General features: G+C 67.8%; 11 protein-coding genes. 5 read left to right on the top strand and 6 right to left on the bottom strand.

Annotated features, from left to right (window positions below; all coding sequences use genetic code 11):
• The first annotated feature begins 28 nt into the window (after nucleotides 1–28).
• Nucleotides 29–970, top strand: coding sequence for a hypothetical protein (locus VF168_10110; protein ID HEX7004525.1), 942 nt, complete (start codon nucleotides 29–31; stop codon nucleotides 968–970).
• A gap of 46 nt (nucleotides 971–1,016) precedes the next feature.
• On the opposite strand, the gene VF168_10105 is transcribed toward VF168_10110, so the two are convergent.
• The gene (locus VF168_10105) at nucleotides 1,017–2,144 is read right to left on the bottom strand and encodes a PEGA domain-containing protein (protein HEX7004524.1); all 1,128 of its coding nucleotides are present in this window, start codon (nucleotides 2,142–2,144) and stop codon (nucleotides 1,017–1,019) included.
• Between the two features lie 63 nt (nucleotides 2,145–2,207).
• Between VF168_10105 and VF168_10100 the strand changes: the two genes are divergently transcribed.
• From VF168_10100 to VF168_10090, 3 genes are read left to right on the top strand one after another with little or no spacing between them, the layout of a single operon-like run.
• Nucleotides 2,208–2,972: a metallophosphoesterase family protein gene (locus VF168_10100; protein ID HEX7004523.1), complete on the top strand. Its 765-nt coding sequence runs from the start codon at nucleotides 2,208–2,210 to the stop codon at nucleotides 2,970–2,972.
• 12 nt (nucleotides 2,973–2,984) lie between these two features.
• Complete coding sequence (locus VF168_10095) at nucleotides 2,985–3,881, top strand: hypothetical protein (GenBank protein ID HEX7004522.1); 897 nt, start codon at nucleotides 2,985–2,987, stop codon at nucleotides 3,879–3,881.
• A gap of 13 nt (nucleotides 3,882–3,894) precedes the next feature.
• Complete coding sequence (locus VF168_10090; GenBank protein ID HEX7004521.1) at nucleotides 3,895–5,037, top strand: diaminopropionate ammonia-lyase; 1,143 nt, start codon at nucleotides 3,895–3,897, stop codon at nucleotides 5,035–5,037.
• Nucleotides 5,038–5,061: 24 nt separating this feature from the next.
• On the opposite strand, the gene ricT is transcribed toward VF168_10090, so the two are convergent.
• The 3 genes from ricT to VF168_10075 all read right to left on the bottom strand — a co-directional run bounded on the left by ricT (nucleotide 5,062) and on the right by VF168_10075 (nucleotide 7,749).
• A complete protein-coding gene (ricT, locus tag VF168_10085) occupies nucleotides 5,062–5,862 on the bottom strand; it encodes a regulatory iron-sulfur-containing complex subunit RicT (GenBank protein HEX7004520.1) in 801 nt (266 codons plus the stop codon).
• Nucleotides 5,863–5,929: 67 nt separating this feature from the next.
• A complete protein-coding gene (locus tag VF168_10080) occupies nucleotides 5,930–6,583 on the bottom strand; it encodes a ribonuclease HII (GenBank protein ID HEX7004519.1) in 654 nt (217 codons plus the stop codon).
• 2 nt (nucleotides 6,584–6,585) lie between these two features.
• Entirely contained in the window at nucleotides 6,586–7,749 is a 1,164-nt protein-coding gene (locus VF168_10075; GenBank protein ID HEX7004518.1) for an ATP-binding protein, read from the bottom strand.
• 120 nt (nucleotides 7,750–7,869) lie between these two features.
• Between VF168_10075 and VF168_10070 the strand changes: the two genes are divergently transcribed.
• On the top strand, nucleotides 7,870–10,266 hold the full coding sequence (locus tag VF168_10070; protein HEX7004517.1) for a glutamine amidotransferase: 2,397 nt from the start codon (nucleotides 7,870–7,872) through the stop codon (nucleotides 10,264–10,266).
• 32 nt (nucleotides 10,267–10,298) lie between these two features.
• On the opposite strand, the gene VF168_10065 is transcribed toward VF168_10070, so the two are convergent.
• Complete coding sequence (locus VF168_10065; protein ID HEX7004516.1) at nucleotides 10,299–11,399, bottom strand: tRNA pseudouridine(13) synthase TruD; 1,101 nt, start codon at nucleotides 11,397–11,399, stop codon at nucleotides 10,299–10,301.
• Entirely contained in the window at nucleotides 11,392–12,042 is a 651-nt protein-coding gene (locus tag VF168_10060) for an LON peptidase substrate-binding domain-containing protein (protein ID HEX7004515.1), read from the bottom strand. The genes VF168_10065 and VF168_10060 overlap by 8 nt, the downstream gene beginning before the upstream one ends.
• Nucleotides 12,043–12,106: the final 64 nt, after the last annotated feature.

Genomic DNA, 12,106 nt, shown 5'->3' with positions numbered 1-12,106 from the left:
CAGTCGGGAGATGGGGCACACTATTGCCATGTCGAGGCTCGTTCTCACCTCACTGCTGCTGTCACTCCTCCCCCTGAGCCTGGCTCAGACCGCCGAGTTCGCCGTGGCCTATCCGGCACCCGAGGCGGGCAATCGCCGGGTCGAGGTCGTCTTCGCCGACGTCCCCGTAGGCGACAACTCCGCAGGCCTGCGCTTGGCCTACGGTGATGAACTAGGGCTCGGCGTAAGGATGCGGCAGGCGGGAAGCCTGGCCACCATCGGCAATCTCATAGCCTCGCTCGCGGCCGACGCCAACAGCGCCGGTCGCTTCGCGGTCGCGTTCACCGCCCGTGGGGTGCTCGGTCCGGCCGCGGTGCGCCTGCGCGCGAGCGTTTACGACGGCGGGCCGCCACTCGCTCCGCTGGCCGAAGGCGACTTCTCTGAACTGCCGCTGCTGGGGCAAGGACCGGCGGTGATGGGCCTCGAGGCCGGCGTGAGTTACCGGGTCTCGAGGGCGCTCATCGTAGACGTGGCGCCCGGTGTCTACCTGCGGTCGGGGGAACTAGGTTTGAGCCTGACCGGCGAGGCGCGCCTGGTGCGCCTGCACGGAAGCAACGACCTCTCCTTGCTCCTGAGTTCGTTCACACAGCCGGGGTTCGATCGCACGACGCTGGCGCTGGGCGCTGCCTATACCATCAACCGCCGTCGCGCTCCATCCTGGGAGCTTGCCGCGTGGCTTGGCCTGGGGCCAGACGGGCTCGCCCCAGGCGCCGTTCTGCATGGCGGGGAACGGTTCGGCGCTGGAGAACTCGACCTGCTCGCCGCCGCCGAACCGTACCGGATAGACGCCTGGCCCTACCGCCTGCAACTCGGTTACGAACGAGATGTCGGGGTCGGTGACCTGGAGGTAGGGGCGATGGCGGGGCTGGAGCCGCGGTCGGGCTGGCGGGCCGGGGGACGGCTCGCCTACCGCATCCCGTTCGAGCCGTGAGCCGCCCGCTCCTCTCCGCCGGGACTCCCAGCGCCGGCGGGCGAACCTAGCGGCTGCCCAACCTCGTCAGTTCGCCCGTCTGCAGGTTCAGCTCAAACGCGCCGTTCGCCGGCAGCACGACCTGATGCACGTACCGCTCGCGGCCCCGCCGAACCTCGACCTCGATGAGCCCGGGGACGACCGAAGGGGCGTGACCGTTCGGCTGGATGATCCCGTCGATGAGCACCAGGTACTCCGGCTCGAGCGACCAGTAGAGGAGCGGTTCCCGTTCCGGCTCCAGCTGCAGGTCGAGGCGGCTCACCCGGTAGTTCCGAACCGGGACCGTCGCGATCACCGGCTCGAAGCCGTCGCGCTCGAGCCGCACCGACTGGACGCCGGGTGGGGCCGGGATGAAGAGAGGGGTGTAGCCCTGCGACTCGCCGTCGAGGAAGACCTCGGCCGGCGGAGTGCTCACCACCTGTATCGACCCGCCGACGATCGCCGTGAGCGGCACTGTCGAGAACGTGGTCGTCCCGGAGCGGAGCTCCACGGTCCTTACCTCCGGCAGGAACCCCTCCTTGCGGATCTCCAGCTGATAGCGACCGGGGGCGAGCATGATCACATCGAGTTCCGAGGTACGGCCTACGAGAAGCCCATCTAGGTAGACGTCAGCCTCGCCGGGCTGGCTGGAGACGAACAGTCCGGCGTCGCCCGGCGGCAAGGCGAGTTCCTGCTCGGTGAAGCGTACGATCACCCGCGCCAGGCCGGCAGCCGTCATCCGCAGGCTCTCCTCGGACAGCGGTCGGCTGATCAGGTCGGTCGCCCGGTTCTGTTCGGCGTCGACCACGATCATGTTGACGACGAAAGGGCTTTGCGCCCTCTCGTCCTCGGCCACCGCGATCTCGCCTGACACCGCGTAGCGCTTGTCGTCGATGTCGGCGATGAGCTTCGCGTACTCGGGGTCCAGGCTGCCGGCGATCCCCGGGGTTATCAGTTCGGCGTTGCTGACCTCCAGGCCCGAGGCCGCAACACGAGCTCGCAGCTCGGCCGTGAAAGCGTCGATGAGGGCCGAGAGCTCCTCGCTTCGAGCCGGGTCGCCGCGGCTGCCAAGGGTTGGGATCGCAATTTGCGCAAGTGCCGCGCCAGTGCATAGCAGGATCAGGAGGGCGATGACGCGCGGCGCCGACTTTGCCATTGCCTCTCAGTATAGCCGCCGGGGGCGCCCGAACCGAAGAGGGCCGGTGGTATCTTTGGTGCCGTGCGCTACCTCCTCCTGAGCGACATCCACGGCAACGACATCGCCCTGGAGGCGGTCCTCGACGACGCTCGCCGGAGGCGCTGGGATCAAGTCCTCTTCCTCGGCGACCTCGTCGGTTACTACACCCGGCCAGAACAGGCGGCTCGGAGGCTGATGGAGCTCGAACCCGCGGTATGCCTGATGGGGAACCACGATCAACTCCTGCTCGACCTGGCAGACGGCAAGCCTGGCTCGAACATGAACATGGAGAGCGAGATAGTCACGTTCGTCATCGGCAAGCACCTCGAGGAGCTGTCGAGCGAATCGATAGAGTTCCTGCGCGGCTTCAGGTCGTCCGCCAAGGCCGAGAGATGGCAGGCGGTGCACGGAGCGCTGCTCCGGCGCTGGGACTACATCTCCTCCATGCAGAGCGCTCAGGCGAACTTCCCGCTCCTGGAGCGGCCGATCTGCTTCGTCGGTCATACCCACGTCCCCAAGGTCTTCGCGTCGGTGAACGCCGGCCGCGAGGAGCTCTGGCGCGTCTTCTCCTTCGACAACGATCGGACCACCTACCGGATCCCGCCCCGCGCCCGGCTCTTCTTCAACCCTGGCTCGATCGGCCAGCCGCGCGACGGAAGTCCGCTCGCTTCGTACGCCATCTACGACGAGGAGATGGGCACCATCGAACTTCGAAGGGTCGAGTTCGATCTGGTTGCGGTGCAGCGGTCGGTCCGCGAGAACGGCTACCCGGAACCGTTGGCCGCCCGGCTGGCGAAGGGCAGATGAGTAGATGAGCCGATGAGCCAGCTCCGCGTCCAGGGGCACGAAAGGGTTCTCGAGGCGCTGCGCGACATCCGCAGTTCCTCGTTGCTGTTCGTCGGACCGGAGGGTGTGGGCAGGCGAACCTCCGCCCGCTGGTATGCAGCATTCCTCAACTGTCAGGCGGCGGCAAAGGCGCGCCCCTGTCTCGGATGCGATTCGTGCCGACGCTTCGAGACAGGTCACCCCGACTACAGGGAGGTCTCGGCCAGAGATACCACCTCCACCGGAAGGCAGAGCCGACGCCCGGAGATCAAGATAGGTCAACTCGTCCCGCGCCCCGGGGACGACGAACCGCTCTCCAGCTGGCTCGAACAGCGGCCTTCGTTCCGGCGCCGGGTAGGCGTGATCGACGGAGCCGAGAGGCTGACGGCGGCCGCCGCGAACGCCTTCCTCAAGATGCTCGAGGAGCCGCCCTCGTACTCCTCGATTATCCTCATCGCCCCCAGTCCTCAGGCGGTGCTGCCCACCATCGGCTCGCGCTGCACGGTGCTGCGCTTCGCGCCGGTGGAAACGGAGGGCCTGGGACCGCCCGGCCACCCGGCTCATCGGTTGGGGCGACCGGGTCCGCTGCTCCTCCCCAGGGAGGGCAGCGAGTCGCTGCTGGCCCAGGTCGGGAGTTACTTCGACGCGCTCCACGGGGACCTGGAGGGCGCCCTCGCCGCCGCCGACCTGCTGGCAGAGCGGTGGCAGGAGGGGGGCTGGGGCCAGGAGATCGTGGAGTCGCTCCGCGAGAAGTTCCGGTTGCTGCCGGCTCCACTTCGACCGCAAGCCGACGACCTCCTGCTCGAGTGCGAGGAGGCGATAGCCGGTTACTCGCCGGCCACGCTGGCGGTGCGGGTCATGACGCTCGAACTACGGGCTCTCACGAACTGAGGAGCCCCGAGCTGTGTTCGAGTTCCACTTGAACAGCGGCGCCCGCGAGCGCCTCGAGGGTCTGACCACCCGAAGTGCAGCGATCGACTTCCACCGGCAACTGCCGGGCTACCGGCCCACGTCGCTGCACTCGTGCGACCGGCTGGCGGAGCGCCTGGGCCTGGCTCATCTGCTCGTCAAGGAGGAATCGTCCCGGTTCGGGCTCCCCGCCTACAAGATCCTCGGCGCCTCGTGGGCCATCTACAACCTACTCCTCGAAGTTACGGGCCTCTCGACCCTCGACGAGCTACGGACCGGGCTCGCAGACTCGGACCTGACCCTGTTGAGCGCGACCGACGGGAACCATGGCCGGGCGGTCGCGCGAGCCGCCGGCTGGTTCGGTCTTGCGGCCGAGATATTCGTCCCGGCCGACATCGGGCCCGTGAGGATCGAAGCGCTGCTGGCCGAGGGCGCTCGCGTGAGGAGGATCGCTGGCAGCTACGACGAGGCGGTACGGCAGGCTGCGGCGAGCAGCGGCAAGGACCGGTTGCTCATCCAGGACACCTCCTGGCCCGGCTACGAGCAGGTACCGAGCTGGATAGTGGAGGGGTACGGCACGATATTGGCCGAGGCAGAGGAGCAGCTGGCGGGGGCCGAGCCCATCGACCTGGTGCTCGTGCAGATCGGAGTGGGCTCCCTTGCCGCCGCCACCACGGCGCACTTCCACACGTGGGAACGACGCCCCCGGTTAGTGGGGGTGGAGCCGCTGGGAGCCGATTGCCTGCTACGGTCGGTCCGGGCCGGTCGAGCGGTCACCGTCCCCGGTCCACACCGATCGGTCATGGCCGGGCTCAACTGCGGAACCCCATCGGCCGCCGCGCTGCCGCTGCTGCTTTCCGGCATGGACGCGTTCCTGAGCGTCCCCGACGAGTACGCCTTCGAAGCGATGCGGCTGCTCGCCGCAGAGGGGATCGTCGCTGGAGAGAGCGGTGCTGCCGGCGTCGCTGGTCTGCTGGCCCTTACAGAGGATCAGGCTGTCGCCGAAGCGGTCGGTATCGACCGTGTTACCAGAGCGCTCGTGATCGTCACCGAGGCGGCAACCGATCCGGTGTCGTACGAGCAGGCGGTGGGCCGGCCACCGGGTGTCGTCAGGAGGGGCCAGTACTCGCGAGGTTAGTCTCGCGAGGTTAGTCTCGTGGGGTTAGTTCTTGCCGCGCATCCGCTCGATCTCCGAGGCCGGGAACTCCTCGATCCCGCCTTCGTCGGTCTTGAGTTCCACCGTCTGCTTGAGCGGGTTGAGTTTGACGATCCGGCCGCAACTGCCGGTGCCCGTGTGGCACGCCTTTACGCCCTTCTTGGGCATCCCCTTGAGGAGTTCGCGGTACATGTCGTGCTCGAACTGCAGACAGCACATGAGGCGGCCGCACGGGCCGCTGATCTTCTCGGGATTGAGCGGCAGCTGCTGATCGCGAGCCATGCGGATAGATACAGCGCTGAAGCTCTGCATCCAGGTCGACGAACAGGTTCCGCTACCGCATGAACCGATACCGCCCAGGATGCGGGCCTGGTCGCGGGGCCCGATGTTGTTGAACTCGACCCTGGCGCCCGTGTGGGCCAGCAACTCCTGCGCCATCAGCCGGAGCGGTGCCCCGTTCTCGGCGGTGTAGGAGACCACGAGGAGGCTCTCGTCGATGGTGAACTCGCAGTGCACGATCTTGACGTCGGCCCCCTGCTGGCGCACACGCGCCTTGAGCAACCACTTGAGTTCCTCGGCCTTCTGTGAGAGCTCGCGGTACCGCTCGACGTCGTCGGGAAGGGCGTCTCGGACGTAGTGCCCGCCGGGCTTGGGGTGGTCGCGCACGTCGGTGCGCACGATCCCCACCTCGAGTCCCCGTCTGGTCGAGACGACGCAGCGAGTTCCCACTCTGGGCGGTACGGGGGGCGCCTCCATGTAGTGGAGTTTGGGGCCGTTGTCGAACTTTACTCCGATGCACTCTGGCATGGTTCTACTCCTGGCTGTCGTGGCGGCCGGGGCAGTGGTCGCCGCCGCTGCGAAACGTGACCCCATTCTATGCAGAGGAAGCCAGAGTTCTGGTTACCGGGGCGAAGGAAGCCCGATGGACACGGCAGGGGCCTACCGCCTCGAGCGCTTGGAGGTGCGCCGGCGCCCCGTACCCCTTGTTCTGCTCGAACCCGTACTCGGGATGCTCGAGGGCGAGCGCGCGCATCAGCTCGTCACGCGTCACCTTCGCCAGTATCCCGGCAGCGGCCGCCTGATAGGAGCGGCAGTCGGCCTGAGCGACGGGCAGGACCTGGGCGCGCTCCTCCAGCCACAGGTAGTCGGTGACCAGGCCGCCGGGGGGCAGCGTGCGGCGCAGCTCGACCAGGGCCCGCCCGGCTGCAAGGTGGGTCGCCCTCAGCACGTTGAGTTCGTCGATCTCGGCCGGTTCGGCGATACCCACGGCCCAGGCCAGCGCCTCGCACCGGATGTTGGCCGCGAGCTCCTCACGCCTTTCCGGCGGCAGCGTCTTGGAGTCCCGGTACGGATGAGTACCCAGCGGGAGGATCACGGCGGCCGCCACTACCGGTCCCGCGAGAGCTCCGCGCCCCGCCTCGTCCACGCCGGCAACCGGACTGCAGCCGCGCGCCCACAGCTGAGCCTCCAGCGACCAGTCGGGTTCGACCGGCAGGGCCTGGGCTCCCTTCGGCAGGGCCTGGGCCACGCTCAGACGACGACCGCGTCGTCGATCATGCCGGAGGGCACGGACGGGATGGTGAAGAAGAAGGTGCTGCCCCGGCCCACCTTCGACTCGACCCAGATGCGGCCGCCATGCTTCTCGACCGCCAGCTTGCAGAAGGTCAACCCCATGCCCGTGTCGTACCGGTCGTGGATGGTATGCCGCGACTGTTCGAAGGCGTTGAAGATCCGCTTGTGGTCGGCCTCGGGTATCCCCTCGCCGTCGTCGCGAACCGACAGGACGAAGTCGTCTCCCTCGCGCCAGGCGCGGAAGTCCACGTAACCGCCGTTCCTGGTGTGCTTCACCGCGTTCGCGAAGAGGTTGGCGAGGATGCGGCGCAGCAGGGCGCTGTCGGCGTAGAGCCGTTCTGCGTCCTCCTTGACGAGGAAGCCGAAGCGCCGTTGCCTCTGGGAACCGCTGGCATCCCGCAACGCCTGCCTGGCGAGTTCGCCCAGGTTCTCGACCAGCTCCGGCTGGTACGGCATGTGGCCCTCTTTCATCCGCCGCACGTCGAGGATGTTGGCCGCGAGATTGAGCAGGTGCTGAGCTTCGGTGCGCGCCAGGGTGAGCAGCTCGCCTAGAGAGTCGGGCGCCTCTCCCCTGCCGATCATGTCGATGGAGTGGTCGAGGAGGCCCATCACGCTGGCGATCGGGCTCTTCAGGTCGTGAACGAGCATGTGGGTGAGGTCGTCCTTCACCCGCTCGCTCTCCTTGTAGGCCCTTTCGAACTCGCGGAGACGCTCGAGGGTGGCGCGCAGAGCGGTCTCGCTCTGCCGGCGCAGGAGCAGCCGCCGCAAGGTCGATTCGAGGACGCTCGTCTGGGCGTCCGCAAGGTAGACGTCGGCCCCTGAGTCGAGGGCTTCGACGTGCACCTTCGGGTCGTTGGGGCCGAGGTACACGATCGGCATCTCTGCCAACGGCTTGCGTCGCCGCAGCAGGGTGATCAGGTCGAGTTGGGCGACCTGCGTCACCAGGTCGTGATCGACCACCAGCGCGTCGGGAACCGACCCACGGGTGTGGAACAACAGCTCCTCGACGCTCGTCAGCAGCATGCTGCCCGTCTGGAGTTCGGACGCAACTACACTGAGCGCCCGGCCCCGCTCCTCATCCGCCGCGGCGAACAGGAGGTAACGCTGGCGCGTATCCGGCATACGGGGGGATGATACCAGAGGGTTATCGCCTCGGGGACGCGAAAATTCGCCCATCGTGAAGATGTGAAAAAACCGGCCCGGGCGCCGCTCCCGACCGTCCCTGACTGCTAGCATGGAGTGGTGATAGACGGGCTCGAGTTCACCTACCCATGGGTGCTCGCTGCTCTTCCCCTGCTTCTCCTCCTGCCACGCGCCCACGGCTGGCTCCTGCGGATCGTCGGACTAGGCGCGCTCATCGTCGCCCTTGCCGGGCCCACGGTCAACGCCAGGGGCGGTAGTGTAGCCGTGCTGGTCGACGTCTCGGAGAGCGTGGGGGACGCAGCCCGGACCATGGCCAGGGACCTGGCAGGCGCCTGGGAGCGCAACTCGCGTACCTTCTACTTCGCGGGCGAAACGAGCGAGGTAGCTGCCCTCGCCGACGCAGTGGAGCCCGAGCTGGAGCGCGGCGCAACCGACATAGCCAAAGCGGTGCAGGTGGCAGCGGCCGAGGGGGCCGACCGGATCCTGCTCCTCTCCGACGGCGCCCAGTCACGGGGTGAGGTACTGGCCGCCCTGCCCGGCGTCCCGGTCGACACGCTCTGGGTAGAACCCCGTCCCAACGCCGAGCTGGCGGATCTCCTGGTCCCCGACCAGGCGACGCCAGGAGAGACGGTCGAAGCGGTAGCGGTGGTCGAGAGCGACCGGCCCACCGTTGCGCGATTGTTGGTGTCGTATGACGGCCGCGAACCGGTGATCATCGAGCGGGAGTTGCCTGCCGGGCAGAGCGCTATCCCCCTCCGATTCAGCGTCCTCGGCGAGAACGACGTTCGTCTGAGCGCCACACTCCAGGTCGACTACCCGCAGAGCGAAGCGGACGACAGCAGAAGCGCAACGATCTCCGTCAGTGAGGAGCAACCGGTGCTGGTCATGGGTGACCCGGCCCTCGCCGAACTCCTCCGCGTGCAGGGCTTCGAGGTGGTGGAGGGGGGCGCCGCCGAGGTGGTGGCGCCTCTCCCCTACTCGGCTGTCGTCTTGCGCGAGCCCGCCTCGAGCTTCACGCCGGGGCAACTCGAACTGCTCAATGGTTACGTCGAGAACGGCGGCGGTCTGATGATGACCGGCGGGCCTGACAGCTTCGGCTTCGGCGGCTGGTACCGCACTCCGGTCGAGGAGGTCCTGCCGGTCGATACCGATCTGCGCACCGAAGTGGAGATCCCGCTCGTGGCTCTGGTCATCGTCATGGACCGCTCCCAGTCGATGGCAACCGGCAGCCCCAGCAAGATCGAACTCGCCAAGGAGGGTGCTCTGGGCGTGGTCGAGGTCGCCTACCAGGAGGATCTGCTGGGGATGATCGTCTTCAGCGACAGCCACCAGTGGGCGTTCCAGCTGCGGAAGGCGACCGACCGCGGCAAGCTGGAGATGATTTCGGCGATCCTTGCGCTCGGAACCGGGGGCGGCACGATTCTCGAACCGGCCTATCGGGAGGCGATCTCGGCGTTGAACGAGTCCGATGCTGCTCTGAAGCACATAATCATCCTCTCCGACGGCAAGCTCTACGACGGCCAGGGGCCGTTCGGGGAGGCGAACCCGCCCGACTTCTCGGCCCTCGCTTCTCAAGCGGCCGCCCGAAGCATCACCACCTCTGCGATCGCCATCGGTCGTTCCGCCGACTTCGAGGTGATGGAGGCGATAGCCCGGTCCGGCGGGGGCCGCTACCACAGCGCCCTCGACGTCTCGACCCTGCCACGCATCTTCACCAGCGAAGCGCTCACCGCGACCCGGTCGCTGCTGCGCGACGACCCGACGCAACCGGTCGCCCATCCCCACCCGCTGTCCCCCTTCGAGGGGACCCTCCCGGCGATCGACGCCTACGTCGCAACCGCTCCCAAACCGAACGCCGAGGTGATCCTCGAAGGCGTGCAGGAGGAGCCGGTGCTGGCGGTGCGGCGGCACGGCTTGGGCCGGACGGCGGCGTTCACGAGCGACCTCAACGGTTGGACCGGCACGCTAGGCGCCGGGCCGCAACTCCCCACGCTGCTAGGCACCGTCGTGCGCTGGCTGCAGGCGCAGCCCGCCTCCTACGGCGCCTCGGTCAGCCGGGAAGGGAACGAGCTACGGGTGGTGGTGGACGCCGTAGAGGACGGCCAGTACATCAACGGCGCTAGTCTCCAAGCACGGACGGCTGGCCGAACCGTGCAACTCGAACAGGTGGCGCCGGGCCGTTACGAGGGGCGGTTGCCGGTGGACAGCAGCGAAGGTTCGGTGCTGGTCATAGAAGACGGCGAAGTGGTCGCTCGAGCCGACCTCGAGACGCGACATCCGGAGTTCCAGACCGACGGGGGCCAGGCGCTGCTAAGCACGGTGAGCGAGCGGACCGGGGGCGAGCGGCTGGTTTCCCCGGAAGGTTACGACCCGCCACTGCAGCAGGCGGGTTTGGCCCTCTGGCCCTACCTGGCACTGGGCGCCCTGATCCTGTTCCTGGCCGAGCTCGGTCTTCGCCGTTTCGGCCCGCGGCGTGCTGTGGGTGAGGCGGCTTAGGCCATGTCCAGACGCGAACGGCTGCCGCGGCTTCACTCATCTTCCCCATCCACCGAATCGTCTGGTTCGTCGACCTCTACCTTCATCACCTCGCGCAAGAGGCTGGTCGCGTACGAGCCTTTGGGCAGGACGAAGTCGAGGCGGAGCACGCTCGGCGCCTCCTCGGTCACCGAGATCTCGCCGAGAGCCAGCCGCGACAGCCGGCGGTCGCCCCTCCGGCCGGTGAAATCGAGCCAGCGGAGGCCGAGCCCCTCCAGCACCCGTTGCTCCAGCTCGCCGGGCATGCCGCTGCTCTGCCGGACCTTCCTGCCGTAGAGCGGCACGGTAGCGCTGATCTCGAGCCGCTCGGCACGGAACGACTCCTTCGGATCCTCGACCAGGAAGGTGCCCCCCGTGTCGTGCTTCCGGGCCCAGTCGCCAGGTACAACGGTCTCGAACAGTCCGCGTTCGAGCCGCAGGGCGACGATGCGGTTGAAGACGAGCGATTGCAGAGCCGAGAGGAAGAACCGCTGGAGGCGATGCCCTCCCGGCACGCTCTCGCCCCGCAACAACCGCAGGCCGTCGACGGCGTTGGTGCCGAAGCGCCCGAAACGCTGCGGACCGAAGTAGTTGGGCAAGCCCCGTCGCTCGACCTCCGCCAGGATGGCGGCTGCGCGGCGAGCCGCGTCGGGAACCGCGTCTCGGATCCGGATCGAGAAACGGTTCCCGTGGAGATGCCCTATCCCCAACTTGTTGCGGTGACGTGAGCGTTCGAGGATCTCCACCCCCTCGCGCCGTTCCAGCGCTTCGAAGGCGTGGCCGTGCGCCTGGGGCACGCTCAGCCACTGCTCGGTGACGGCGTACTTGTCCTTGAGGCCCGCGACGCCGATCTGCTTCTCGGCCAGACCCGCCTCCATCAGCGTGAGCACCAGGTCGCGGGTGGTGAGCCCCTGCTTGCGGACCAGAGCGTAGGCGTGAGAGCCGCTCCCCTCAGGAAGGTAGGCGGGTATCTCACTGACCCGGAAATCATCGGCGGATACCCGGATGCGCCCCCCTGTCCCCGGCAGTCCCGGCGTCAGGGGCGGGAAATCGCTCCAGCGGAAGGTGAACTCTTCGGAGCGGAAGGCCTCAGGCTGCTCCGCGGCGTCAGCCATCCTCGGCCGGCTTGTGCCCGTCCAGTCGTTCCTGCATGAGCTTGCGGGCGAGCTGGAAGCGAGCGGTGAGCGTGGGTGCGTCGAGGAGGACCTGACGCGACGCCGACGGCACCCGGATGTTGGCGCAGATGAACGAGGCCTGGTAGACGGGATCGTCCGGCAGCGCCTCTTCGATCTGTCCCATGGCGTCGAAGGCGAAGAAGGTGGCGGCGTACGACCTGAAGGTGTCGACCGCGTCCCAGGCGACCAGTCGCTCCTGGTTGGGGTCCTCGCGTTCGAGCGGCTCCGGGCGGTCTTCGACGAAGTAGAGGGGCCGCTCTTCACCCTCCCGCTCGGGCACCTTCTCTTCCCGGGCGATCTCCAGTCGGCAGCGCTCCTGCCCGTGAGCCAGGACGTTGAAGGTGCCGTCGGCATTCTCCTCCACCTGCAGCAGGTCCACGTAACTTCCGTGCTCAGGCAGAGGAGCGCGGCGGTCGCGAATGGCATCGCCGTCGGGCGCCAACGCGATGACGAAGCGCTTCTCATCGCTGTCGACGACCTGGCGCACCAGTCGCTTGTAGCGCTCCTCGAAGATGTGCAGGGGAACGGTCATGCCCGGGAAGACGACGGTGTCGGGCAGGGGGAAGAGGGGCAGTTCGGCCATCGCCGTAAGTTATCAGGGGGCCGCCCCGGAGAGTGCACTCTGAGGTGTATTTGCCGTCCAGGAA

The organism is Trueperaceae bacterium, assembly GCA_036381595.1.
Taxonomy (GTDB): Bacteria; Deinococcota; Deinococci; order Deinococcales; family Trueperaceae; genus DASVCN01.
Note: the sequence above shows the minus strand (reverse complement) of the source record. Positions and strands in the feature narration are given on the sequence as shown.

Bases quoted from the DNA above. Each gene is read 5' to 3' on its own strand.
- VF168_10110 (HEX7004525.1), top strand. From the start codon at position 29: ATGTCGAGGCTCGTTCTCACCTCACTGCTGCTGTCACTCCTCCCCCTG.
- VF168_10105 (HEX7004524.1), bottom strand. From the start codon at position 2,144: ATGGCAAAGTCGGCGCCGCGCGTCATCGCCCTCCTGATCCTGCTATGC.
- VF168_10095 (HEX7004522.1), top strand. From the start codon at position 2,985: ATGAGCCAGCTCCGCGTCCAGGGGCACGAAAGGGTTCTCGAGGCGCTG.
- ricT (HEX7004520.1), bottom strand. From the start codon at position 5,862: ATGCCAGAGTGCATCGGAGTAAAGTTCGACAACGGCCCCAAACTCCAC.
- VF168_10075 (HEX7004518.1), bottom strand. From the start codon at position 7,749: ATGCCGGATACGCGCCAGCGTTACCTCCTGTTCGCCGCGGCGGATGAG.
- VF168_10065 (HEX7004516.1), bottom strand. From the start codon at position 11,399: ATGGCTGACGCCGCGGAGCAGCCTGAGGCCTTCCGCTCCGAAGAGTTC.
- VF168_10060 (HEX7004515.1), bottom strand. From the start codon at position 12,042: ATGGCCGAACTGCCCCTCTTCCCCCTGCCCGACACCGTCGTCTTCCCG.